23 protein-coding genes are annotated in these 23,069 nt (G+C 71.9%); 5 read left to right on the top strand and 18 right to left on the bottom strand.

From position 1 onward, the window contains the following. Nucleotides 1-57 precede the first annotated feature (57 nt). From MILUP08_RS06225 to MILUP08_RS06190, 8 genes are all read right to left on the bottom strand, one after another. Entirely contained in the window at nt 58-705 is a 648-nt protein-coding gene (locus MILUP08_RS06225; RefSeq protein WP_237747035.1) for a G5 domain-containing protein, read from the bottom strand. A 443-nt stretch (nt 706-1,148) separates the two neighbouring features. After that, a complete protein-coding gene (locus MILUP08_RS06220; protein WP_007455798.1) occupies nt 1,149-1,985 on the bottom strand; it encodes an ABC transporter permease in 837 nt (278 codons plus the stop codon). Further along, a complete protein-coding gene (locus MILUP08_RS06215) occupies nt 1,986-2,894 on the bottom strand; it encodes an ABC transporter permease (protein WP_007455796.1) in 909 nt (302 codons plus the stop codon). Continuing rightward, nucleotides 2,891-4,042: an ABC transporter ATP-binding protein gene (locus tag MILUP08_RS06210; protein WP_039907366.1), complete on the bottom strand. Its 1,152-nt coding sequence runs from the start codon at nt 4,040-4,042 to the stop codon at nt 2,891-2,893. Before MILUP08_RS06210 ends, MILUP08_RS06215 begins: the two co-directional genes overlap by 4 nt. 5 nt (nt 4,043-4,047) lie before the next feature. Continuing rightward, on the bottom strand, nt 4,048-5,232 hold the full coding sequence (locus MILUP08_RS06205) for a polyamine ABC transporter substrate-binding protein (RefSeq protein ID WP_007455792.1): 1,185 nt from the start codon (nt 5,230-5,232) through the stop codon (nt 4,048-4,050). A 237-nt stretch (nt 5,233-5,469) separates the two neighbouring features. After that, nucleotides 5,470-5,655 carry a DUF397 domain-containing protein gene (locus tag MILUP08_RS06200; protein WP_007455791.1) on the bottom strand — a complete coding sequence of 62 codons (186 nt, stop codon included), beginning with the start codon at nt 5,653-5,655 and terminating at the stop codon, nt 5,470-5,472. After that, complete coding sequence (locus MILUP08_RS06195; RefSeq protein ID WP_007455789.1) at nt 5,646-6,416, bottom strand: helix-turn-helix domain-containing protein; 771 nt, start codon at nt 6,414-6,416, stop codon at nt 5,646-5,648. Before MILUP08_RS06195 ends, MILUP08_RS06200 begins: the two co-directional genes overlap by 10 nt. Nucleotides 6,417-6,740: 324 nt before the next feature. Beyond that, nucleotides 6,741-7,109 (bottom strand): DUF3499 domain-containing protein, encoded by a 369-nt coding sequence (locus MILUP08_RS06190; protein WP_039905477.1) that lies wholly within the window; start codon nt 7,107-7,109, stop codon nt 6,741-6,743. Between the two features lie 153 nt (nt 7,110-7,262). On the opposite strand from MILUP08_RS06190, the gene MILUP08_RS06185 reads away from it, so the two are divergent. Further along, on the top strand, nt 7,263-7,712 hold the full coding sequence (locus tag MILUP08_RS06185; RefSeq protein ID WP_007455785.1) for a metallopeptidase family protein: 450 nt from the start codon (nt 7,263-7,265) through the stop codon (nt 7,710-7,712). A gap of 96 nt (nt 7,713-7,808) precedes the next feature. Here MILUP08_RS06185 and MILUP08_RS06180 read toward each other — a convergent pair whose 3' ends face one another. The 6 genes from MILUP08_RS06180 to MILUP08_RS06155 form a co-directional block, all read right to left on the bottom strand. Then, entirely contained in the window at nt 7,809-8,066 is a 258-nt protein-coding gene (locus MILUP08_RS06180; RefSeq protein WP_007455784.1) for a WhiB family transcriptional regulator, read from the bottom strand. A gap of 457 nt (nt 8,067-8,523) precedes the next feature. Beyond that, entirely contained in the window at nt 8,524-8,853 is a 330-nt protein-coding gene (locus MILUP08_RS06175; protein WP_007455782.1) for a hypothetical protein, read from the bottom strand. Nucleotides 8,854-8,873: 20 nt separating this feature from the next. Continuing rightward, a complete protein-coding gene (locus MILUP08_RS06170; protein ID WP_007455781.1) occupies nt 8,874-10,268 on the bottom strand; it encodes a DUF4331 domain-containing protein in 1,395 nt (464 codons plus the stop codon). A 52-nt stretch (nt 10,269-10,320) separates the two neighbouring features. Continuing rightward, nucleotides 10,321-10,599 carry a hypothetical protein gene (locus MILUP08_RS06165; RefSeq protein WP_007455780.1) on the bottom strand — a complete coding sequence of 93 codons (279 nt, stop codon included), beginning with the start codon at nt 10,597-10,599 and terminating at the stop codon, nt 10,321-10,323. Nucleotides 10,600-10,762: 163 nt separating this feature from the next. After that, on the bottom strand, nt 10,763-13,306 hold the full coding sequence (locus tag MILUP08_RS06160) for a bifunctional FO biosynthesis protein CofGH (protein ID WP_007455779.1): 2,544 nt from the start codon (nt 13,304-13,306) through the stop codon (nt 10,763-10,765). Between the two features lie 238 nt (nt 13,307-13,544). Next, complete coding sequence (locus tag MILUP08_RS06155) at nt 13,545-14,570, bottom strand: hypothetical protein (RefSeq protein ID WP_007455778.1); 1,026 nt, start codon at nt 14,568-14,570, stop codon at nt 13,545-13,547. 98 nt (nt 14,571-14,668) lie between these two features. Here MILUP08_RS06155 and cofD point away from each other — a divergent pair, with 98 nt between their 5' ends. Then, complete coding sequence (cofD, locus tag MILUP08_RS06150) at nt 14,669-15,616, top strand: 2-phospho-L-lactate transferase (protein ID WP_007455777.1); 948 nt, start codon at nt 14,669-14,671, stop codon at nt 15,614-15,616. Next, a complete protein-coding gene (locus MILUP08_RS06145) occupies nt 15,613-16,701 on the top strand; it encodes a coenzyme F420-0:L-glutamate ligase (RefSeq protein WP_007455776.1) in 1,089 nt (362 codons plus the stop codon). The genes cofD and MILUP08_RS06145 overlap by 4 nt, the downstream gene beginning before the upstream one ends. 134 nt (nt 16,702-16,835) lie before the next feature. Here MILUP08_RS06145 and MILUP08_RS06140 read toward each other — a convergent pair whose 3' ends face one another. Together MILUP08_RS06140 and MILUP08_RS06135 are read right to left on the bottom strand one after the other, a co-directional pair. Further along, nucleotides 16,836-17,834 carry a winged helix-turn-helix domain-containing protein gene (locus tag MILUP08_RS06140; protein WP_007455775.1) on the bottom strand — a complete coding sequence of 333 codons (999 nt, stop codon included), beginning with the start codon at nt 17,832-17,834 and terminating at the stop codon, nt 16,836-16,838. A 290-nt stretch (nt 17,835-18,124) separates the two neighbouring features. Further along, the gene (locus MILUP08_RS06135; RefSeq protein WP_007455774.1) at nt 18,125-19,171 is read right to left on the bottom strand and encodes a hypothetical protein; all 1,047 of its coding nucleotides are present in this window, start codon (nt 19,169-19,171) and stop codon (nt 18,125-18,127) included. 102 nt (nt 19,172-19,273) lie between these two features. On the opposite strand from MILUP08_RS06135, the gene MILUP08_RS06130 reads away from it, so the two are divergent. Then, entirely contained in the window at nt 19,274-19,828 is a 555-nt protein-coding gene (locus tag MILUP08_RS06130; RefSeq protein WP_051065888.1) for an NUDIX hydrolase, read from the top strand. On the opposite strand, the gene MILUP08_RS06125 is transcribed toward MILUP08_RS06130, so the two are convergent. Both MILUP08_RS06125 and MILUP08_RS06120 read right to left on the bottom strand, forming a co-directional pair. Then, entirely contained in the window at nt 19,797-20,888 is a 1,092-nt protein-coding gene (locus tag MILUP08_RS06125) for a mannose-1-phosphate guanylyltransferase (RefSeq protein WP_007455772.1), read from the bottom strand. The two genes, MILUP08_RS06130 and MILUP08_RS06125, sit on opposite strands and share 32 nt — an antisense overlap. A gap of 64 nt (nt 20,889-20,952) precedes the next feature. Next, complete coding sequence (locus MILUP08_RS06120) at nt 20,953-22,098, bottom strand: glycosyltransferase family 4 protein (RefSeq protein ID WP_007455770.1); 1,146 nt, start codon at nt 22,096-22,098, stop codon at nt 20,953-20,955. Between the two features lie 151 nt (nt 22,099-22,249). Here MILUP08_RS06120 and MILUP08_RS06115 point away from each other — a divergent pair, with 151 nt between their 5' ends. Then, a complete protein-coding gene (locus MILUP08_RS06115; RefSeq protein WP_007455768.1) occupies nt 22,250-22,939 on the top strand; it encodes a TIGR03089 family protein in 690 nt (229 codons plus the stop codon). Nucleotides 22,940-23,069 lie beyond the last annotated feature (130 nt).

Raw genomic sequence — 23,069 nt, 5'->3', positions numbered from 1 at the left:
AGCGCCCGACCGTTCAGCCAGCACGGGCACCGATCGACCGAGAAGCACCGCGCGGGTTCAGTCGCAGCCGTAGCCGTCGTTGTCGCGGTCCAGGTCGTAGATGTCGTCGCCGATGACCGTGACCACTCCGCTGACGTAGGCCGGGCCGTTGCCGGACCCGCCCGCGCAGTCCACGTCGCTGGCGATCGGGACGCAGGGACTGTAGTTCGGGTCGCAGTTCGACTTCTTCTTGGTGCCGACGGCCACCACCTCGGTCACCGGCTGCTTCGTCACCGTGGACTTGACCAGCCTCTTGCCGGTCTGTACGCCGTCGGTGGTGGTCACCTGGTAGGTGAGCGTCCGCACGCCGTCGACACCCTTGGTGCGGACCACCCGCTTGCCCTCGGCCAGGGACGCGTCCTTGACGGTGCGCTCGCCGTGCCGGATCGCGGCGCGCTCCGTCACCGTCGTCACCCGTACCACGGGCGAAGGCGCGGCAGTGGCGGGGGTCGGCGCCGAGGAGGTGGGTGCCGAGGTGGCGGAGGGCGAGGCCTCCGGCGACTGCGCCTGAGCAGGCGCCTCCTGCGTCGGCTCGGCGGGCGCCGCCACGATGGGTTGCTGCGGCTGTTCGGCCGCGGTGCCCGTGCGCTTGGGTTCCGGCTCGCCGGTCAGCGCGCCGACGATGGCGGTGCCGGCACAGCAGAGCAGCAACACGGAGAGCGCCACCGAGCCGAGGATCACGGCGACGCGGCGGCCTGGGCTGGCGCGGCGGAACCAGTTCGGGGCGGCGGCTGGCTGAGGTCCGGGGCCGTACGGCGGTGGATGCGCAGGCCCGGGCGGTGGTTGCATCGTCACGGCGATGAGTGTCGTCGCAAACACCGGCGGCAATATCCACCGTCACGTCGGTCACCTGCGCCGTTCGCTCCGCAGGGGATGATCGAGGAGGCGCGATCAGCACCGCCGACCGGGCGTGGAGCGTGACGAGCCGGCAGATCGGATGACTTCTCGGGCGGGACGGTCAGGGCCGATCGTGCGGCCTCCCATGGGGACAAGCCGCCGCATAAGACCAATATCGCGCCGGGACCCGGAGGATCGCCCGACAACGAGCCGCATTACGCGTGGAGATGTCGGGATGCCGTCAACAGACGCCGTTCAGCGCTCCCGGGTGGTCATGGCGACCGACGCGCCTGCCGCGCCGGGCCGGCCAGCAGCGCGGTGCGGCGAGCACGTCGTCCGCGCAGCGAGCTGAGGCCGACCAGCAGCAGCGCGATGGCGAACATCGCGGTGCCGAGAACGTTCACCTGCGGCGGGATGCCCCGCTGGGCGGCGCCCCAGACGTACATCGGGAACGTGACTGTCGTGCCGGCGTTGAAGTTCGTGACGATGAAGTCGTCGAAGCTCAACGAGAACGCCAGCAGCGCGGCGGCCACGATGCCGGGCAGCACCAGCGGCAGGGTGATCCGCCGGAAGGTCTGCCACTCGTTGGCGTAGAGGTCCATGGCTGCCTCCTCCAACCGCCGGTCCATCCCGGCGAGCCGCGCCTTGACGGTGACCACCACGAACGACACGCAGAACATCACGTGCGCGATGACGATGGTCCAGAAGCCCTGCGGCACCCCGGCCGAGACGAACAGGGCCAGCAGCGACGTGCCCAGCACCAGCTCCGGGGTGGCCATCGGCAGGAAGATCAGCACGTTGATGCCGGACCGGCCACGGAAGCGGTGTCGGACCAGGGCGAACGCCATCAGGGTGCCGAGCACTGTGGCGACCACCGTGGCGAGGAAGCCGATCTGCACGCTGCGCACGACGGCGTCGCACATGTCGGAGGTGGCGCAGGGCTGCCGCCAGTTGTCCAGTGTGAACTCGTTGAAGTCGTACGACAGGCGGCTCGACGGGCGGTTGAACGACAGCCCGGCGACCACCAGGATCGGCAGTGCCAGGTACCCGAGCACCAGCAGCGCCACGATCATCACCCAGCGGTCGACCAGCCAGCGGGACACTCTCATCTAGAGAACCTCCTCCGTGCCGGCCCTGCGCAGGTAGCCGACGACCACCGCGAGGATCGCCGCCATCAGCAGGAACGACAACGCGGCGCCCTGCGGGTAGTCCAGCCGGACCAGGAACGCCGAGTCGATGACGTTGCCGATCATGTATTCGTTCGGGGTACCGAGCAGTTCGGCGTTGACGTAGTCGCCGCTGGCCGGGATGAAGAACAGCAGCGTGCCGGCGACCAGACCGGGCATGGACAGCGGCAGGGTCACCAGGCGGAACGCCTGGGCTCCGCCGGCGTACAGGTCGCTTGCCGCCTCCAACAGCCGGGGGTCCAGCCGCTCCAGGCTCGCGTACAGCGGCAGCACCAGAAACGGCAGGAAGTTGTACGTCAGCCCGAGCACGACAGCGAACGGGGTGGCCAGCAGCCGACCGTCCGGGGCGAGCAGGTGCACGTCGCGCAGCAGGCCGACGAGCGCGCCGTTGTCGGACAGGATGGTCTTCCAGGCCAGCGTGCGCACCAGGAAGCTGGTGAACATCGGCGCGACCACGCACACCAGCAGCAGGTTCTTCCACCGGCCGGCCTTCTGCGCGATGGCGTACGCCAGTGGGTAGCCCAGCAGCAGCGCCAGCACCAGGGCCAGCCCGGCGTAGCCGAACGAGCGCAGGAGCTGCGGCCAGTACGCCTGCACGACGTCCGGATAGTTGCCGACCGCCCAGGTCATCGCGTACCCGGTGGAGAACGAGCCGCTCGGGTCGTAGAGGCTCGCGGCGGCGAGTTGCAGCAGCGGCACACCGAAGAACACCAGCAGCCAGGCCACGCCGGGCAGCAACAGGAGGTACGGCAGCAGCCGGTACCGCCCGGAGCGGGCTGCCGGTGGCGCGGGCGGCGACTGCCCCGCCCCCGTGGGCGCCGGGAGGGTCACGACGACACACCCACCGGCTCGTCCAGCACCGGGGCGGTCCAGTCGGTGTCGGCGGCGTCGCGGGGCAGCAGGAACGCGTGCCGCGGATCCCAGTACGCCACCGCCTCGCTGCCGACCTGCACAGGCGTCGACGCCCCGCTGTTGGCGGCGAAGACCGACAGCTCGGTGCCCCAGCCGGTGCGCAGCAGGTACTGGGTGCTGACCCCCACGTAGGAGGCGTCGGTGACGACACCTGTGACGTGTTGGTGTCCGTGGGGGACCTGGGCGGCGGAGCCGACCAGATGCAGCTTCTCCGGGCGTACCCCCAGGTGGACCGGACCCCGGTCGGCCCGCGACCGGCCGGCGGGCACCGAGAAGCGCGCGCCGTGTGCCGTCACCGCGACGTCGCCGCCGCTGGCGCCGGCGGCCTCGCCGGCGAGGAGGTTGGACTGGCCGAGGAAGTTCGCCACGAACGCGGTGGCCGGGAACTCGTAGAGGTCGGCCGGGGCGCCCTGCTGCTCGATGCGGCCCGCGTTCATCACTGCGACGGTGTCGGCCATGGCCATGGCCTCTTCCTGGTCGTGCGTGACGTGTACGAAGGTGATGCCGACCTCGGTCTGGATGCGCTTCAGCTCGATCTGCATCTGCCGGCGCAGCTTGAGGTCCAGCGCGCCGAGCGGCTCGTCGAGCAGCAGCACCTGCGGCTTGTTGATCAGCGCGCGGGCCAGCGCCACCCGCTGCTGCTGGCCTCCGGAGAGCTGGGCCGGGCGGCGGGGGCCGAGACCGTCGAGCTGCACCAGCGACAGCATCCGCCGGACCTGGTCGTCGACCGAGCGGATACCGCGCCGCCGCAGCCCGAAGGCCACGTTCTCGAAGATGGTGAGGTGCGGAAAGAGCGCGTAGCTCTGGAAGACGGTGTTGACCGGTCGCCGGTACGGTCGCAGCCGGGTGATGTCGGTGTCGCCGAGCAGCACCTGGCCGCTGGTCGGCTCCTCCAGCCCGGCGATCATCCGCAGGGTGGTGGTCTTGCCGCAGCCGGACGCGCCGAGCAGCGCGAAGAACGAGCCCTGGCCGATGGTCAGGCTGAGGTCGTCGACGGCCGTGAAGCTGCCGAACCGCTTGGTGAGGTCGGCCAGGCGCAGATCGCCTGCGGGTGTGTCGCGCGCCATCCCCGTCACGCCCCGATGACCTGCTGGAACTTACCCTCGTACTCCTTCTCCTGCTTCTCGTCCAGGGCCATGAACACCGTGGACTTCGCCAGCAGCGCGTCGTCGGGGAAGATCAGCGGGTTGGTGGCCAGCTCCGGGTCGATCTTCTCCATCTCGGCCTGGGCGCCCTGGACCGGGCAGATGTAGTTGACGTACGCGGCGAGTTTCGCGGCGACCGCCGGCTCGTAGTAGTAGTTGATCAGCGCCTCGGCGTTGCCCCGGTGGGTGGCCTTGTTCGGGACCACCATGTCGTCGCTGTAGAGCATCACGCCGGATTCCGGTGCGACGAAGCGCACCTTGTCGTTCGCAGCGGAGAGCTGGATGACGTCCCCGGACCAGCCGATGCACGCGGCGATGTCGCCCCTGGCCAGCTCGGGCGCGTAGTCGTTGCCGGTGAACCTGCGGATCTGCCCGGAGTCGACGGCCCTCTTGAGCTTGTGGAGCGCGTCGTCGAACTGGGCGGCGGTGAAGTTCGACGGGTCGTGCCCGTTCGCGCCGAGCAGCAGACCCATGGTGTCGCGCATCTCGCTGAGCGCCGTCACCCTGCCCTTGAGGTCGGGGCGGGTCAGCAGTTCGTCGACGGTCCGCAGCTCCCCGGTGACGCTGCCGTTGTACGCCAACCCGGCCAGGCCGGACTGCCACGGGATCGAGATGCGGTTCTCGGCGTCGAAGGAGCGGTTGAGCAGCGACGGCAACAGGTTCGCCCGGACGTTCGGGATCTTCGCCGCATCCAGCTCCTGGACCCAGCCGAGCCGGATCATCCGCGCGGCCATCCAGTCGCTCAGCACGATGATGTCCCGGTCGATGCTCCGGCAACCGGCCAACTGGTTCTGCACCTTGCCGAAGAACTCGTTGTTGTCGTTGATGTCCTCGGTGTAGGTGACCTGGATGCCGCTCCTCGCGACGAACTCGTCCAGGCTCGGGCGCTTGGACTCGTCCTTCTCGTCGACGTCCATGTACTGCGGCCAGTTGGAGAAGGCGAGCTTCTTCTCGGCGCCGGACAGGTCTTCGCTGACGCAGCCGGCCTCGGTCTGCTGGGCGCCCTTCGTGCCGCAGCCGGCGAGGCCGCCGCCTGCGGCGAGCAGGGCGGCCGATCCGAGAGTGCCGGTGAGCAGTCCACGCCGGGAGAGAGGCCGGAGGGGAGTACGCATGACGACTCCTAGAGGGGGTCATCGTCGGCGGGCGAGACGCTCTGGACGCGCGCCGGCGGGAATGTCGGGAGGATCAGGTGACAGGGACGACTGATCTTGACATTGGCGAGCGCACGACGAGGAACCGGCCGGCCGAGGTCGGCTCTGTGGCCTGACCCTCGCTTGATCGACTCGGCTTCCTGGAAATGGGGGTGTCCGGGTCGCCCCGATGCCCCGGTTTCCGTGAACCCGAGTGGATCAGCGACGGACGGCGCCGACGAAGGAGGCCCAGGCGGTCGGCGCGAAGGTCAGGGTGCCGCCGTCGCGGTCCTTGCTGTCGCGCACCAGCACCCGGCCGGGCAGGTTGTCGGCAACCTCGACGCAGTCGCCGCCGTTGTTGCTGCTGCGGGTCGCGGTGCGCCAACGGGCGTCGGTCATGTCCATGTCGTGGCCACTTCCCTGATCAACTCGATCGACCGGCGTCGGGGTAACGCCTCACCGGTGACGCTCTCCCACCTGCGCCCCAGGTTAGCGACGTCGAGGGGATCGGTCACCACCTGACCGCGGAGCTGGTTGTCGAGATACGCCAATTCCGTCCCGTCGGGCAGCCGGCCCAGCACGAAAGGCCCGGCCAGGCCGGTGTGCCACGGACTCTCGGCGGGGATGACCCGGACGTGCACGTGCTCCCACTCGGCCACGCTTGCGAGGTGGGCAAGTTGGCCGGCCATCACGGCGTGGTCGCCGACCGGCCGGCGCAGCACCACCTCGTCGATCACCGCCACGAGCTGCGGCGGGTCGTCGCGGCACAGGACCGCCTGCCGATCGATGCGGCTCGCCACGATCTCGTCCACCTCGGCAGGTGCCACCAGTCCACCGGTGCCCAGGATCGCGCGAGCGTACCCCTCCGTCTGCAGCAGACCCGGCACGAGCAGCGGCTGGTAGGACCGAAGCGACGCGGCGTCCTGCTCCAGCTCGGCCCATGGTCGGAACCACGGCAGATCGCGGCGACGGAACGGTTCCGGCCACAGATCGGCGGCGTCCCGACGCAGGACCTCGGCCACCGCGATCCGGGTACGCGGATGCGGGATGCGCCCGGAGGCGAGCCACCGTGCCGCCGTTTTCGGGTCGACGCGAACCTTCTCGGCCAGCGACTCGACCGTCTCGCCCGCCTCGGCCATCGCCACCCGCAGTGCCTCGTTACCCATCGGATCCTCCCGCCGCTCACGGATATCGCGTCGCAGCCGAGCGGGAGCCCCACCCACCAGGAGAACCACGACGGCGCTCTATGCACACTGCGGCGCACGTTAGCGACGCTGCGTGTCCGTGTCTGCTGACTGGCGGCGTGTTGCGGTGGGACGTGTTGGCAACAGACCGGGAGGTCCCCTGACCGCCCCCAAGGTGTCCCAGCAGCGTCGCCGGACCCATCCGTGCTTGATCCACTCGACTTCACTGAAGTCGCGGTATCAAGCGCGCCCCGACGCCCCGGTTTCCGTGAACCCGAGTGGATCAACGCCGGACGGACGTCGGACTCAGTGGTTCGGGGGGATCACCCGGAGGTGGCCTCGGCGACCCGTCTGGTGGGGGTTCTCGTGGTGGCCCTGGTCGGGCTCCGGCGGGCGGGGGGCCGGGCGGGCGGCCTCGCGAACCGCCTCGGCAAGCGCCACCAGGTCGTCGGTGGTGGGCGGGGGCGGCTCGAACTCGCCCTCGTGCCGCACTACGTCCCAGCCGCGCGGCGCGGTGAGGCTGCGGGCGTGCTGCTCACACAGGTCGTACGTGTGCGGCTCGGCGAACGCCGCCAACGGGCCCACCACGGCTGTCGACTCGTTGTAGACATAGGTCAATGTGGCGACCGCTTGCCGGGGGCAGCCGTTACGGGAGCAGCGCCGTGGTGACCTCACGTGCGGCAGGGTATCTCCATTACCGGGTCCGGCGCATCGCTTCGCGTTGCGACACGCCCGTCGCGGTGATCACAATTCGCGGTTCCGGTCGCGCCGCGCCACGGGAGCGCCGGTGCCGCTGGCCGGCCCGGCACGGGGGCTACCCTTTGCCTCATGACGAGCCCGGAACACCGCCGCCCCGGCCCCGGCCGGCGTGCGCACCGCGACCGGCACGGGCGTGGCCTGCGCGGGCGTCTGGTGCCGGCGACCGTGCCGTTGGCGCGGACCAAGGCCGAGGTCTTCGACGACCTGGTGCTGGACACCGTCGAGACGCTGGAGCGACGGTTCGCCAAGGAGCTGGCCGGTGTCGAGTTCGCCGTCGAGGACGTCCCACCGGATCTGAACGTCTACGACTCCGACGTGCTGGAGGACGGCGAGGTGCCGCTGGCCCGGCTGCTGCCCGGCCGCCCCGGCCGCCAGGAGGTGCCGCCGCGCATCGTGTTGTACCGGCGACCGCTGGAGTTCCGCGCCATGGACCGCGAGGACCTCGCCGACCTGGTCCACGACGTGATCATCGAACAGGTGGCGAACCTGCTCGGGGTCGACCCCGACGAGTTGGCGTGAGCAGCACGCGCTGACCGCGTTGGCGTGAGCATCGCGCCGACCGCGCCCGTACGACGGCTGAGTCGGGCGGCCCCCACCGCCCCGACCCTGCACCGCTCAGGCGGCCCGCCGCTTCAACTTGCGCCGCTCCCGCTCGGAGAGCCCACCCCAGATGCCGAACCGCTCGTCGTGGCCGAGAGCGTATTCGAGGCATTCGGTCTTGACCTCGCAGCGCGAGCAGATTCGCTTCGCCTCGCGGGTCGAGCCGCCCTTCTCGGGAAAGAACGCCTCGGGGTCGGTCTGCGAGCACAAGGCCCGCTCCTGCCACTCCGGCGCGTTTCCGAGCAGGTCGGCCACCTCAAGCTGGCCGTCCATCAAATGCCTCCTTGTCGCGCACCGGCGTCATCGCCGCTGCAACCCCCCACGCGAAAGGCGTGCTTGTCCGTCCGGTCCCTTTTTGTTGCGTTCCGTGCGAACAACCCCATTCAAATTACACGCGTGTAATGCGTGCGCCGTCAAGCCAAACTTGATAATGGAGTCGCCCTCCCGACACCCCTGGTCGGCCACCAGGACCGTCCCAGCCTCGCAACCTGCCCTATCGATTCAGACCCCGGCCGAGTAACGCCCTCTCCGGCGAGTTGCCCGACTTTTCTGCCGTGGCGCTCCCCTCGACGGGCCACCGCCCGGGAAGCACCGGCCCCCTTCCGCAAAGCTGATCTTGGTGGGGGACAGGTTAACGCGGCTCGGCGCAGACCGCCCGCCGAGTCATGGACAGCACTCGCACCCCGCCCACGATGTGGACGGGGTGCGAGTGCAAAATGGCGCGTCGGGGTCAGCCGGCGGCCCCGAAACCGCTGCTGGGCCATGCGAACTCGGCTATTCCTCCACCGTGGACAGAAACCGTGCCGGCGGACGTGTTCTCGTCCCACCAGACGGTATAGATCCCGGCGGGCAGATCGGGATAGACCGCACTGTGGAACGACCCGTCCCGCACCCGCCGCTCCCGTACCGCCGAGTGGACCCGCCGATCATCGCCGCGGCTGATCTCGATCTCCCGGCCGTGCAGATCCCGACCGGTGTAGACGATCAGGGCGCCGGTGTCGCCACCCAGTTCGAGGACGACGCTCCCCGTCTCCGACGGCCCGTACGTGTGCTCGTGCATCCGCTGCTCCCCGCCGACGGTCAGGACGACGCCGGCGGGTTGTTGAACCCGTCGTACGGCGTACCGAGGTAGGGGAAGTTCGCGAGGAACGGGGCTGTCACGTCGGCGGCGCTCAACCCGGGGGTGACCGCGCCGGCCGCCGCGTCCGGGCGGAACGTCTTGTCCACAAGCGGGACGGTCACCCCGGCGATCGCCCGCAGCGCGATGCTCACCACGTCGTCGGCGACCCGCCGGCCGTTGGGGAAGCCGGCCAGGTCGCCGCCGAGCACCCCGAACCGGTCCGGCCGTCTGGTGGGCGGGATCGCCGTGTTCAGCCGCAGCATGTCGGCCTGCACGTCACCTGTGGCGTTGGTGAAGCCGTCGATCAGCCCGGCCGGTACGCCGGTGAGCAGGATCGCCACCAGGTCGGCCCGGGCCTTCTTCGACTTGTTGAGCTTGTCCAGGTTGGGAAAGACGTCCGGGTAGAGCGCCGGCAGCAGCGCGGCCAACTCGGGGCGCTCGACGAACTGCGCGAACCGCTTGTCCTCCGACGGTGGCAACGAGTTCCACAGGTCCTTCTTGGACATCGGCACGATGACCTCGTTGAACAGCGGATTGCCCAACCGGGAGACCTGGGTGAACGGGCCGGTGGAGGTGTCCTGCGCGACCCGGTCGCCGAGCACCCGGACCTGCCGGCGCGACGCCGACGTCCACACCCCGAGCACCGACGCCGCGTCGGCCGGGCCGTACCGGCTGGCCCGGCGGCGCACCTGCTTCAGCGGCACCTGCACGGCGAGGCTGTGCACGTTCATCCGGTCGGTGGCGTTGACCGGCTCCCCCTCGGCCTTGAAGATCTTCTTGCCGGCCACGTGCAGTTGCTGGAACGGCCGCAACGTGCCGAGGTCGAAGATCGCCCCGAGGTCGACGAAGAAGCCGTCCGCGCGCTGCCCGGCGAAGACCCGCTCCCCCGTCGACAGCGTGTAGGTGGCCTGCCGGACGAGGTCGGCGTACTTCGGCGTCGACAGCGGACCGACGTTGCACGGCGGGCAGGGCAGCTTGTGCGCGAGCCGGTGCTCCCGGCCGTCGGTCACCCGGGTCAGGCTGTAGAACTGCCGGCGGTTCCAGTTCTTGCTGTCGAGCGAGTCGATGGGCCCGGTGTTGTAGAGGAAGCTGTTCGGGTTGGTGATCTCGGTGGTGAACTCGAACCGGTAGGTGACGTCGGGGTGGCCGTCACCGTCGTTGTCGATGTGGATCTCGTAGCGCACGTCGTCGCCGAACTCGAAGAAGTTCGGCCCACCGGACGGGAGCTGCAACGGCACGTAGTTGGCGATCAACGTGACCGTGTCGGGCTTGTCGGGGCTGACGAACGCGTACAGGTCGGAGCTGTCGGCGACCGGATCCTTGGCTATCTCCGGAGCCTCGCGGTGGGAAGACATGGCGGACCAACCTCACTGGGCGGGGACTGATGGCGGGGCGGAGCGTGCGGGGTCAGCGCCGGGCGGCGCGCCGCAGCCGGTCCGCCAGGCCGCGGTCGCGTACCTCGATCCGGGATTCACCGACGAAGACGTCCATCGTTCCGGAGGCGGCGTCGCGCAGGTGCACGACTATCGGTTCGTCGTCCCGACCGGCCGCGCCCGGCGCGTTCTGCGCGGCCGACAGACCCGGCACGGTGAGCGCCGCGACGCCGAGGGTGGCGCTGGCCGCGGCGGTCAACGTCTGCCTGCGGCTCAGTCGCGGCCACTGCCGCTTCCGCTGATCACTGGTCATGGGCAACCTTTCCGGCGGCGGCGCGGTACGCGCCCGCGGTGACGGACGGGTCCGGTGCCGTCGACCGACGCCGCCGGGCCCCTGAGGGGACACCGGCGGCGGTCCTCGCCGCGACCGCCGCCGGCACCGCGTGGTACGGCCGGCGGCGGGAAAAGGTTCGACCTCAGCGCGGGGCGTGACCGTACGCAGTGGAACGCTTACGCGCCGGACGCCCGGCGGAGGTCGCGATGGCCCGCAACTGCTCCTCGGTACGCGCCGACCCGTTGTCCGAGCCGGCCATCCGGGAGATGGTCTCCTCCATCAGCGTGCCGCCCAGGTCGTTGCAGCCACCCTGGAGCATCGCGACTGTGCCCTCGTCACCGAGCTTCACCCAGGAGCACTGGATGTTGTCGATCCGGCCGTGCAGCAGCAGCCGGGACATGGCGTGCACCACCCGGTTCTCCCGCCACGTCGGCCCCGGGCGGGCGATGCCGGCCAGGTAGATCGGGGCGTTGGTGTGCACGAACGGCAGCGCCACGAACTCGGTGAACCCGCCGGTACGGTCCTGCACACCGGCCAGCACCCGGAAGTGCGCCAGCCACTGCCCCGGGTGGTCGACGTGGCCGTACATCATCGTGGAGCTGGACCGGATGCCCAGCTCGTGGGCCGTGCTGACCACGTCGACCCAGGCGGCGGCCGGCAGTTTGCCCTTGGTGAGCACCCAGCGCACGTCGTCGTCGAGGATCTCGGCGGCGGTGCCCGGGATGGTGTCCAGCCCGGCCTCGCGCAGTTGCGTCAGCCACTCGCGGACCGGCACGCCCGCCTTCGCCGCGGCGGTGACGATCTCCATCGGGGAGAACGCGTGCACGTGCATGTCCGGCACCCGGGCCTTGATGGCGCGCACGATGTCGGCGTACCCGGTGACCGGCATCTTCGGGTCGATGCCGCCCTGGAGGCACACCTCGCTGGCGCCGGCCGCCCACGCCTGTTCGGCCCGGTCGGCGACCTGGTCGACGGAGAGCCGGTACGCGTCGGCGTCCCGCTCACGCTGGGCGAAGGCGCAGAACCGACAGCCCACGTAGCAGACGTTGCTGAAGTTGATGTTGCGGTTGACCACGTAGGTGACGTCGTCGCCGACGGTGTCGCGGCGCACGTCGTCGGCGAGGCGGCACACCTCGTCGAGCGCCGGCCCGTCCGCGCCGAACAGCGCCAGCGCCGCGTCGGCGTGCCGGGGGTCGAGCAGCGCCGCCGGGTCGTCGGCTGCCAACCGCAGCCCGGCCGCCAGGTCACGGTCCGCGCCGCTCCCGGCCGACGCCTGGGGTACGCCCGCACGCCGCGCCGCCGCCTCCGGGGTGACCTTGCCGGCGACCTCGGCCCAGTCCCCGTAGACGCTGTCGAAGTCACCCCGCCGGTCATCGGTGCGGCCGGTGGTGTCGATGGTGGCGTGCAGGTCGGTACGCCCGCCGAACGTCTCCTCCGGCTCCTGCCACGGGTGGCCCTGCGGCACGGCCGACTCGACAGCCATGCCCGTCGCCGGATCGGCCAGCGCGCTCACGTGCGGCAGCAGCCGCGGGTCGAGCCACGGGTCACCGGCGCGCACGTACTCCGGGTAGATCGTCAGCCGCTCCCGCAGCGTGAACCCGGCCAGCTCGGAGTGCCGGGCCAGCTCCTCGATCTGCGGCCACGGGCGCTCCGGGTTGACGTGGTCGGGGGTGAGCGGGGAGACGCCGCCCCAGTCGTCGATGCCGGCGCGCAGCAGCAGGTCGTACTCGCCGGCGATGAGGTTCGGCGGGGCCTGGATGCGGGCCTTCGGGCCGAGCAGCAGGCGGGCCACCGCCACCGTGGCGGCCAGGTCGTGCAGCTCGGCGTCGGGCATGCCGCGCATCGCCGTGTCCGGCTTGGCGCGGAAGTTCTGCACGATCACCTCCTGGAGGTGCCCGTACTCCCGGTGGGCGCGGCGGATCGCGAACAGCGCGTCCACCCGCTCGGCCGGGGTCTCCCCGATGCCGATGAGGATGCCTGTGGTGAACGGCACCCCGACCCGGCCGGCGTCGTCGAGCACCCGCAACCGGACCGCCGGCTCCTTGTCCGGCGAGCCGTAGTGCGGGCCACCCGGCTCGGACCACAGGCGGGTCGCGGTGGTCTCCAGCATCATTCCCATGCTCGGGGCGACCGGCTTGAGCCGTTGCAGCTCCGACCAGGACAGCACGCCCGGGTTGAGGTGCGGCAGCAGGCCCGTCTCCTCCAGCACGGCCACCGCGCAGGCCCGCAGATAGTCCAGTGTGGAGTCGTAGCCGCGCTCGTCGAGCCAGCTCCGGGCCGCCGGCCAGCGCTCCTCCGGCCGGTCACCCAGGGTGAACAGGGCCTCCTTGCAGCCCTGGGCGGCACCTGCCCGCGCGATGGCGAGCACCTCGTCGCGGTCCAGGAACGGCGCCGGAAGCCGGTGCGGCACGGTGGCGAACGTGCAGTAGTGGCAGCGGTCCCGGCAGAGCCGGGTCAGCGGAATGAAGACCTTCTTCGAGTACGTGACCACTCCCGGCCGCCCGGCGTCGCGCAGCCCGGCGTCGCGGACTCCACCCGCGATCCGGAGCAGCTCGTCGAGGGCGGCACCGCGGGCGGCGAGCAGCGCGGTCGCCTCGTCGACGTCAAGCGCGCGCCCGGTCGCGGCCCGGCCCAGTGCCCGCCGCACGCTCGCCTCGCTCGGACCGGAGTGGGTGCGATCAACCATCCGCTCAGCCTATGCGCAGCGCGAGCCCGTCCCACCAGTCCCGGCCCGCAGCGTGGGAAACGGCACGCCATGATCACTTGATCCGTCGGTGCAGGGGCCGGCACCCCACCTTCGGCTCCTTTGCTCTGCTTCAACCCACGCACCACCGCGCGTCCGATATCCGGACACCAGGTGTTGCCTCGGTTGAAGCAGAGCAAAGGACGACCCGAGCATCACCAGCCCGGAGGCGCTGGACTACTCAGCGGGGCTGCTCCGGGTGCGTGGCGGAATTGATGTGCTGGGTGCGGTCGGCGTCGGCGTCGGCGGACGGGCGCGGGATCGCCTGGGTGGGGTCGGCGGCACCCGGGTCGACGGACTGACGCGGGATCGCCTGGGTCGGGTCGGCCGACGGCGGCTGCCCGAACGGCGCCGCGGGCGGCGCCGACTGCGGAGCGGGGTTGGCCGGCGGCGCGGACTGCGGGAACGGCGGCGCCGACTGCGGAGCGGCCTGGAACGGCGGCGCGGACTGCGGGGCGGCCTGGAACGGCGGCGCGGACTGCGGGTGCGGCGGCGCCGACTGCGGGGCCTGGAACGGCGGCGACGGCTGGCCGTACTGACCGGGGAACTGCGCCGGCGGGTAACCGCCCGGCTGTCCTGCCTGCGGGTAGCCGCCCGGCTGGCCGGGAGCGGGCCATCCGCCCTGCGGCTGACCGCCGGGCTGGCCCGGGGCCGGCCAACCACCCTGCTGCTGCGGCCAGCCCGGCTGCGGCTGGCCGTAGACGCCCGGCTGCGGCTTCGGCTTGGGCACGTAGTAGAACGCCCGCCAGATCGTGAAGACCACCCAGGCGGCCACCGCGAAGATCACCAGCCAGGCAAAGCGGGTGAGGATGCCGAGCAACGCGTCGAGGATCTCGGCCTGGGCGAGCCGGCCCACCGTCCAGACGAGCATGGTGAGGGTGCCGAGCACGGCGCTGAATGCGTACTCGCCGAGCGCCACCTGCGTGATCAGCTTCGCCTTCGGCACGACCGGCGCGACGTGGGTGGCCAGCAGGACGGCCAGCAGCGGCAGCGCCACCGCCTCCACCCCGATGAACGAGAAGAACTGGTCGCCCGCTCGGTCGGTGAAACCGCGGTAGTCGTTCGGGGTGAGCAGCCGGAGCAGCCCCACGAAGAGGAACACGGCGTTGGCGCCGAGCAGGGCGAGCGCACCCAGTTCGCGCAGTGGCTTGGTCAGCTGGCGGGCCTGCGTCGCGTCGGCGGACGCGGGCTCGGCGGGGCTGGTCACGAGCTCCCCCTCGGGGCATGGACGGACAGGGCGCACGTGAGCCTAGTCTCTACGGCCACCGACGGACCGGAGGCGTCACGTACGCGAGGATGGTCGACATGCGCATCGTGGTTCTGGCCGGCGGCATCGGCGGCGCCCGGTTCCTGCTCGGCGTCCGGGAGTACGCCCGGGAGGTCGGCGCCGAGGTGACCGCCGTGGTCAACGTCGGCGACGACCTGTGGCTGCACGGGTTGAAGATCTGTCCCGATCTGGACAGCGTCATGTACACGCTCGGCGGCGGCGCCGACCCCGAGCGGGGTTGGGGCCGGGTCGGCGAGAGTTGGACGGTCAAGGAGGAGCTGGCCGCGTACGGGGCCGAGCCGACCTGGTTCGGCCTCGGCGACAAGGACATCGCCACCCACCTGGTGCGCAGCACCATGCTCAACGGCGGCTACCCGCTGAGCGCGGTCACCGAGGCGCTGTCGACCCGATGGCAGCCCGGCGTACGCCTGCTGCCGGCGACCGACGACCGGCTGGAGACCCACGCCGTGGTCGAGGACGACCAGGGCCAACGGGCGATCCACTTCCAGGAGTGGTGGGTGCGCTATCGGGCCGACATCCCCACCCACCGCTTCGTCTTCGTCGGCGCGGACACGGCGAAGCCGGCACCCGGGGTGCAAGAGGCCATCGCCTCGGCCGACCTGGTGCTGATCGCGCCGAGCAACCCGGTGGTGAGCATCGCGCCGGTGCTTGCCGTACCGGGGATGCGGGAGGCGGTGACCGACGGCCCGGCGCCGGTGGTGGGTGTCTCGCCGATCATCGGCGGCGCCCCGGTCCGGGGAATGGCCGACCGCTGTCTCGCCGTGCTCGGGGTCGAGTGCAGCGCGGCCGGGGTGGGCCGCCTGTACGGCGGTCGGGCGGCCGGTGGGCTGCTGGACGGCTGGCTGGTGGCCGAGGAGGACGCCGGCACGCTGGTGCCGGAGGTGACGGTCCGCGCGATGCCGTTGCGGATGACCGACGAGGCGGCGACGGCGGCGATGGTCCGCGCCGCGGTGGAGTTGACGTGAGGCTGGAGATCCTGCCGGTGCTGGGCATCGGCCATGTTACCGAGGGTGACGACCTGGCGGCGGTGATCGCCACCGCCGCGCCCTGGCTGCGCGACGGCGACGTGCTGGTGGTGACCAGCAAGATCGTCTCCAAGGCGGAGGGACGGCTGGTCGACGTCCCGGCGGACGGGCCGGAGCGGCTGGTCGCCCGCGAGGAGGTGCTGGCCGGCGAGACCGCCCGGGTGGTGGCCAGCCGGGGGCCGACCCGGATCGTGCAGACCCACCACGGCTTCGTGATGGCCTCCGCCGGGATCGACGCGTCGAACGTCGACAAGACCCGGCTGGTGCTGTTGCCTGTGGACCCGGACGCGTCGGCCCGGGAGCTGCGCGCCGCGCTGCGGGACCGGTACGACCTGGACGTCGCGGTGATCATCAGCGACACCATGGGCCGACCCTGGCGCAACGGGCTGACCGACGTCGCGCTCGGGGTGGCCGGGATGCCGGCCATCCGCGACCATCGGGGCGAGGTGGACCCGTACGGCAACGAGCTGCAACTGACCCAGATGGCAGTGGTGGACGAGCTGGCCGGCGCCGGCGAGTTGATCAAGGGCAAGTGTGACCAGGTGCCGGTGGCCGTGGTGCGCGGCTACCTCGCGGCCACCCGCACGGACGACTCCGACGGCGCGCGGACGCTGATCCGCGATGCCGCGCAGGACCTGTTCTCGCTGGGCACCGCCGAGGCCCGCGCGGCCGGGCTGGCCGAGGCCGCGACCCTCGCCGAGGCGGTCGGCCCCGAGCCGGCCGACCCGGCCGCGGTGCGACGGGCGCTCGACGCGGTGGCCGAGGTGGTCACCCCCGGCACCGTCTTCACCCTTGTCGACGAGGCGGAGGTACGCGCCGGCCTGGTCGCCGAGGTGCCGGGCTGGCCGGCCGACGCCAGCGCGCTGGTGCTCGGCACCGCCCCGGCGCCGCTCGACCCGATGGACCTGGTCCGCTTCGGCGCCGACCTGCACCGGCTGCGCGTCGCCCTGGCCGCCGAGGGTGTCCGGTCGACGCTGCTGCCCCCGCCGGCCGGCAGCCCGGCCAGCGCCGCCCTCGCCCTGTAACCAGACCCCAACCCGCCGGGCCTCTCCCAGCGTCGCCGCCCTCCGCATCGATCATGAAGTTGTTGCCCGTCACCTCGGCGTGTCAGGGCGACAACTTCATGATCGACGCGCGAAGAGACGAGCGGAGAGAGGGGTCACGCGTCCAGCACGGCCCGGCCCAGTGGGGTCAGCGTGTGCAGCACGGTGTTGCGGTCGCGGTGACTGACGAGCAGGCCCGCGTTGCGCAGCACGGTGGCGTGCTGGCTGGCCGCCGCCGGTGAGATGTTGAGCCGGCGGGCCACCTCGCCTGTGGTGCAGCCGTCGTCGCTGACCTCCAGCACCGCCGCCCTGGTCCGGCCGAGCAGCGCGGCCAGCGAGTCGCGGCCGGCGCTCGACGCGGCGAGCGCGTCGCCGTCGGTCGTGGCGAGCCCGCCCAGCCGGTCCACCGGGTAGACCAGTACCGGCGGCAGCGCCGGGTCGAGCAGGGCGACCGGGGTGCCCGCGCAGAAGAACGACGGCACCAGGAGCAGCCCTCGGCCGTCCAGGTGCAGCTCCCGGCTGTGCGGGTAGTCGCGCACCTCCAGCACCCCGCTGTCCCACCGCATCCGTGGGCGGAGGCTGGCCAACAGCCCCTCGACGCCACCGTCGAGCAGAGCCCGCGCGCGGCGGGTGCGGTCCGCCGCCACCGCCGACTGGATCCGGCTCCAGTACGGGCCGATCGCCAGCGACCGGTACTGCTCCATCGAATCCGCGAGGTGGCGCAGCGTCGCCACGTCACCCCGGGCCAGCGCGGAGGCCGAGGCCGGCAGTTGGTTGTCGGCCGCCACCAGGGTCAGGTCCCGCTGGAGCAGCTCGATCGGCGTGCTGCGGACCGCCTCCAGCCCCGCCTCGAAACCCTCGACGCTTGCGTACGGGGTGAGGAAGTCGGGGAAGTAGCCGCGCGGCGGATTCAGGGCGAAGAGCAGCCGGAGCTGCTCGGAGGACGCGTCCTGGCGCAGTCCGCGGGTCACGGTGCGCCGCCAGGTCGAGGTCAGCGGGTCGCGGTTGCGGCCCTGCAACACGTGCAGGCTGAGGACCAGCTCCCAGACCGGGTCGGCCGCCGGCGCCACCCGGGTCCGAAGGATGTCCTCGCCGGAAAAGTGGATCTTCAGCATGGAGCGCTCCCGTGTCGCCGGCAGAGGGATGCCGGGCGACCGTTCGACTCTACCCGGGCGGCAGTTATCTCCATCTTTAAGCCTGGGTTGAAAAACCTCGACGCCTTCGGGGCCGGTTAGGCATGCTTCCAGTGCCCGAGCACGGCACCCGACACGTCATGGACGCGTCCGGTGCCGGGGCACCGGGGACCGGGGAGGGACCGGTGATCGGGCGGCACCACGAGGGTCTGCGGCCCTTGCTCCGCAGAGGTGCCGTCCGGTCATCCCATCGCCGTGGTGCGCCTACCCGCTCAGCCGACCCAGAGCGCGACCCGGTGGTCCTCGTCCGTGACGTAGAACGGCCGCCCGTCCAGCTCGGCCAGGCCCTCGACGTGGTGGAACGGCGCCAGGTCGGCCGCCAGCTCACCGACCAGTCGGCACGAGTCGTCCGTCCGCCCCACCGGCAGCCGGAACCGCACGTGCCGGGACGTGACCGCACCCCCGTCCGGATGGTCGTCGAGCAGCACCGACCCCTTGCCCAGCGCGTCGATCGAGCCGATCACTGCCGCGTACCCGCCGTCCGGCGTCGGCACCATCGCCCGGAAGCCGGTCAGCTCGCCCGGCGGGGTCACCCCGGTCACCGCGTACGCCCCCAGCGCCCGGGGCCACACCGGGTCCGCGGCGAACATGCCCGGCACGCCGGACACCTCCACCAGGATCGGCTCGCCGGCCTCGGTGACCGGGAACCGCAACCCGAGCAGCACCGTGCCGGCCGGGGTGAAGGCCGCGGCCTCCACGTTCAACGGCAGGTCGTCGGGGGCGAGGCGACTCACCCAGCTCTTCGCCCGGCTGGTCCCCCGGGCCAGGGTCTCCACGATGAACCGGTCGCGCACCCGCTCCCCCGCCGGCAGCAGGGTCAGTGGCGACGCGGCGAGGGCGTCGTTCACCGCCCGGTGCAGCCGGAACCGGTTGCGCACCACGTGCACCGGCAGCGGGCCGGCCGCCGCGTCGTCCTCCCGGAACCGGGCCACGAACGCCCGACGGGGGCGCAACGGGCCCGCCTTCGAGCCGAAGTGGGAGCCGAAGACGTACACCCAGCCGTCGTGGTGGGCGAGCGCCTCACCGTCCTCGGTCCGGCCGTTCTCGACCCCGGCGTCCGCCGTGACGTGCCGGGCCGTCCACGTACCGTCGTCCAACTCCAGCAGCAGGGCGAGGCAGCGCTCCACCGGGCCCTCGTCCAGCACCGTCCAGAAACCCCGCCGAGCACCGTACGACCGCAGCAGGGCCGACGACCGCACCGGCAGCAGATCGCTGGCCTCGTTGCCGGCCACCACGAATTCGACGAGTCGCAGGGTCACCGCGCCAGAGTACGGAGGGCGCGCTCGTACAGTGACGGGGTGCCTGACACCGCGCTCACCGGACCCGTCGTCGACCCCACCGATCCCGCGTCGTACGCGACGCTGCACGCCGACGCGGTCGCGCTGCTGGAGGGCTGGCAGCCGACCAGCCCGGCGGCGGCCGACGCGCGGGACCGGACCCTCGCGCTGCTCGCCGCCGGGCCGGTCGCGATGAGCCGGCAGCACCGTCCCGGCCACGTCACCGCCAGCGCGCTGGTGCTGGACCCGACCGGTTCCCGGGTGCTGCTCTGCCTGCACGCCAAGTTCTCGCGCTGGGTGCAGCTCGGCGGGCACTGCGAGCCGGTCGACCACACCCTGGTCGGGGCCGCCCTGCGGGAGGCCACCGAGGAGTCCGGCATCGCCGACCTGCGCATCGACCCCGTGCCGATCGACATCGACGTGCACGAGGTGCTCTGCCAGGGCGGGTCGCGCCACTACGACGTCCGGTTCGCCGTGGTCGCCCCGAGCGGCGCGGTGGAGCAGATCAGCGACGAGGCCGAGGAGTTGGGCTGGTTCCCACCGGACCGGCTGCCCGAGCCGCTGGCCGGCGGGACCGCACAACTGGTCACGCCGGCCCTCGCGGCCCTCAGACGTAGCCCTCTTCGCCTCGCTCCTTGAGCTCGTCGACCAGGGCCTTGACGTCCTGAGCCCGGTCACGTGGGCAGACCAGCACCGCGTCCGGAGTGTCCACCACGATCAGGTCGCGCACACCGAGGACAGCCACCAACCGCCCTGACTGCGGCACCACCACCAGATTGGCGGTGTCCCGCAGGAGCACGCCCGGCTTGGCGTCCGTGCCGAGCACCACGTTGCCCGCGTCGTCGGCCGGCAGCACGTCACCCAGGGTGTGGAAGTCACCGACGTCGTTCCAGCCGAAGTCGCCCGGCACGGTGGCGACCCGACCCGCGGTGGCCGCGCCCTCCATCACCGCGTAGTCCACGGAGATCTTCGGCAGCGTCGGCCAGACCGTGCCGAGCACGTCGTCCTGCTCCGGAGTGCCCCAGGCGGCGGCGATCGCGGTGACGCCCGCGTGCAGCGCCGGCTGCTGGCGGGCCAACTCGGCGAGGAACACGTCCACCCGCCAGACGAACATGCTCGCGTTCCACAGGTGCCGGCCCGAACGGACGTACGCCTCGGCGACCTCGGCGGCCGGCTTCTCCTTGAACTCGGCCACCGTGCGCCACGGCGTGCCCTCGGTCTCGTCGCCGGTCTCCAGGTAGCCGTAGCCGGTCTCCGGACGGGTCGGGGTGATGCCGACCGTCATCAGCAAGCCGTGCTCGGCCCCCCGGACCGCCTCCTGCACCGTGCGCACCCAACTGTCGGGGTCGCGGATCAGGTGGTCGGCCGCGAAGCTCCCCATGACCGCGTCCGGGTCACGCTGTGCGATCACCGCCGCGGCCAGCGCGATGGCCGCGCAGGAATCCCGAGGGGACGGCTCGACCAGGATGTTCTCCTCCGGCAGCCCGGTCAACTGCCGGGCGACCGCCGCGACGTGCGCGGCGCCGGTGACCACAAGGGTCCGATCCGGCGTGGTGAGCGGCGCGAGCCGTTCCACGGTCGCCTGGAGCAGCGAGGCGCTGGTGCCGGTCAGCGGGTGGAGGAACTTGGGGTGGCCGGCGCGGGACAACGGCCACAACCTTGTGCCGCTGCCACCTGCCGGGATGACCGCATAAAGCATCCGCACATCATGCCCGACGCATCCCCGCGCAGTGGCACGGGTCACCACGAGAGGGCACGAACGGTCACGACCGGGCGCGACTCCACGCGGCGATGTGCACCTCGGCGCTGGACTCCCAGGTGAACTCCTTGGCCCGGTCGAAGCCGGCCTTCGCCAGCGACAACCGACGCTGCTCGTCGTCGAGCAGGGCCGCCAGGTCGGTGCCGATCTGCTCCGCGTCCTCCGACGTGTACGCCACCGCGTCGCCGCCCACCTCCGGCAGCGAAAGCCGAGGGGTGGTCAGCACCGGAGCGGCGCACGCCATCGCCTCCAGGATCGGCAGCCCGAAACCCTCGCCGTAGGAGGGGTAGGCGGCCACCAGAGCGCCGCCGAGGAAGCCGGGCAGGTCGCCGTAGCGCAGGTAGCCGGGGCGCAGCAGCCGCAGGTGGGACGGGACCTCGGCCACCGCCCGGTCGATGTCGTCGTCGTGCCCCTGCCCGCCGGCGATCACCAGGGCCGGCGGATCGGCCCGGTCGGCCACCGCACGGGCCCAGCCGCGGATGAGGTTGGGTACGTTCTTGCGCGGCTCCTTGGCGCCGAGGAAGGCGACGTACGTGCTGTTGCCCAGGCCCAGCCGGGCGCGCACGCGGGCCTTCTCCTCCTCGCTGGGCGCGTGGAAGGCGTCGTGGTCGACACCGTGGTAGGCCACGTCGATGCGGGTCGGGTCGGCGTCGAGCAGCCGGATCAGCTCGTCACGGGTCGCCTTGCTGGGCACGATCACCCGGTTGGCGCGACGCATCGAAGTCTTGATGGCGCTGCGGAAGAACGTGCGACGGGACTTGTCGTAGTGCTCCGGCTCGGTGAAGAACGTCGCGTCGTGCACGGTGACCGTGACCGGGCACCCGGCCCGCAGCGGGCAGGTGTAGAAGGGCGAATGCAGCACGTGCGCGCCGACCTGCTGGGCGAGCAGCGGCAGGCCGGTCTGCTCCCAGGCGAGCCGGGCCGGGCGGTGCGCCACGGCGGCCGGAGCGGGGATGATCTCCGCGCCGGGCAGCATCCGGGTGTAACGCTCCAGGTCGGTGCGCAGACTCACCACGGCCAATTCCACCCCCGACCCGCACACCTTGCCGAGGGCACCGAGCAGACCGTCGACGTATCGACCGACGCCACCACGGTCGGCGGGGACACTCGTGGCGTCGATGAGCACGCGGGGCGGGCGACCGGCGGTCACGGGGCGACTCCTTGAAGGTGGGTCTGTGGGGAACAACACTCCGGGGTAAAGCCTACGCCGGAGTACGGGGCCGACGCTGACTGCGACCCGACGGTACGCCGACTTGTCATCGTCATCGAGTACGGGCGGCGGAGGCGTATCGTTCGCGCCGATGGCCGACAACATTGCCCGGGTGTTCGCTGACGCGATCGCGTCCGACCCGACCCGACCGCTGCTCACCTGGTACGACGACTCCACCGGCGACCGCACCGAACTCTCCGGCGCCACCCTCGCCAACTGGGTGTCGAAGACCGCCAACCTCCTCGTCGACGAGGTCGGCCTCGCGCCGGGCACACCGGCCGGCGTGCTGCTCCCTCCGCACTGGCAGACCGCCGCCGTGCTGCTGGGCTGCTGGTCGGCCAAGGTGACTGTCGTCGACACACCGGGCGCGGTGGACGTCCTCTTCGCCGCCGCCGACCGGCTCGACGAGGCACAGTCCTGGTCCGCCGACGAGCGGTACGCCCTGGGCCTCGCCCCGCTCGCCGCCCCGCTGCGGCAGGTTCCGCCCGGCTTCGCCGACTACGTGGTCGAGGTGCGCGGGCACGGCGACCACTTCACCCCACGGTCCGGTCCCGGCCCCGCCGACGCGCAACTGCTGGCCCGCGCCGAGGCCCGCGCCACCGAGCTGGGCATCGAGCCGGGGGCCCGGGTCCTGGTCGACGCCGACCGTTATCCCGACCCGGTCGACTGGTTGCTGGCGCCGCTCACCCGGGCGGCCACGATCGTCCTCTGCGCCAACCTCGACCCGGCCCGCCTGGCAGGCCGCCAGGCCACGGAGAAGGCCACCCGCACCCTCCCGTGATCCGCCCGCAGTACCCGGGCACCCACCGACTCCAACCCCGACGCCGCCACGGTCTCCGGCGCGGCAGCGGCGTCCGGCCGCGTCGCCGGGCCGGGTGGCGGGCCGGGGCGTCCGGCCAGGGCGGCGGGCC

The organism is Micromonospora lupini str. Lupac 08 (genome assembly GCF_000297395.2).
GTDB classification, from domain to species: domain Bacteria; phylum Actinomycetota; class Actinomycetes; order Mycobacteriales; family Micromonosporaceae; genus Micromonospora; species Micromonospora lupini.
The sequence above is the reverse complement of the archived record's forward strand: the minus strand, read 5'-3'. Positions and strand labels throughout refer to the sequence as shown.

What these genes read in the sequence shown, in the direction of transcription:
- MILUP08_RS06220 (WP_007455798.1), bottom strand. Translation starts at nt 1,985, where the DNA reads ATGAGAGTGTCCCGCTGGCTGGTCGACCGCTGGGTGATGATCGTGGCG.
- MILUP08_RS06210 (WP_039907366.1), bottom strand. Translation starts at nt 4,042, where the DNA reads ATGGCGCGCGACACACCCGCAGGCGATCTGCGCCTGGCCGACCTCACC.
- MILUP08_RS06205 (WP_007455792.1), bottom strand. Translation starts at nt 5,232, where the DNA reads ATGCGTACTCCCCTCCGGCCTCTCTCCCGGCGTGGACTGCTCACCGGC.
- MILUP08_RS06200 (WP_007455791.1), bottom strand. Translation starts at nt 5,655, where the DNA reads ATGGACATGACCGACGCCCGTTGGCGCACCGCGACCCGCAGCAGCAAC.
- MILUP08_RS06195 (WP_007455789.1), bottom strand. Translation starts at nt 6,416, where the DNA reads ATGGGTAACGAGGCACTGCGGGTGGCGATGGCCGAGGCGGGCGAGACG.
- MILUP08_RS06185 (WP_007455785.1), top strand. Translation starts at nt 7,263, where the DNA reads ATGACGAGCCCGGAACACCGCCGCCCCGGCCCCGGCCGGCGTGCGCAC.
- MILUP08_RS06180 (WP_007455784.1), bottom strand. Translation starts at nt 8,066, where the DNA reads ATGGACGGCCAGCTTGAGGTGGCCGACCTGCTCGGAAACGCGCCGGAG.
- MILUP08_RS06175 (WP_007455782.1), bottom strand. Translation starts at nt 8,853, where the DNA reads ATGCACGAGCACACGTACGGGCCGTCGGAGACGGGGAGCGTCGTCCTC.
- MILUP08_RS06170 (WP_007455781.1), bottom strand. Translation starts at nt 10,268, where the DNA reads ATGTCTTCCCACCGCGAGGCTCCGGAGATAGCCAAGGATCCGGTCGCC.
- MILUP08_RS06165 (WP_007455780.1), bottom strand. Translation starts at nt 10,599, where the DNA reads ATGACCAGTGATCAGCGGAAGCGGCAGTGGCCGCGACTGAGCCGCAGG.
- MILUP08_RS06160 (WP_007455779.1), bottom strand. Translation starts at nt 13,306, where the DNA reads ATGGTTGATCGCACCCACTCCGGTCCGAGCGAGGCGAGCGTGCGGCGG.
- cofD (WP_007455777.1), top strand. Translation starts at nt 14,669, where the DNA reads ATGCGCATCGTGGTTCTGGCCGGCGGCATCGGCGGCGCCCGGTTCCTG.
- MILUP08_RS06140 (WP_007455775.1), bottom strand. Translation starts at nt 17,834, where the DNA reads ATGCTGAAGATCCACTTTTCCGGCGAGGACATCCTTCGGACCCGGGTG.
- MILUP08_RS06125 (WP_007455772.1), bottom strand. Translation starts at nt 20,888, where the DNA reads ATGCTTTATGCGGTCATCCCGGCAGGTGGCAGCGGCACAAGGTTGTGG.
- MILUP08_RS06115 (WP_007455768.1), top strand. Translation starts at nt 22,250, where the DNA reads ATGGCCGACAACATTGCCCGGGTGTTCGCTGACGCGATCGCGTCCGAC.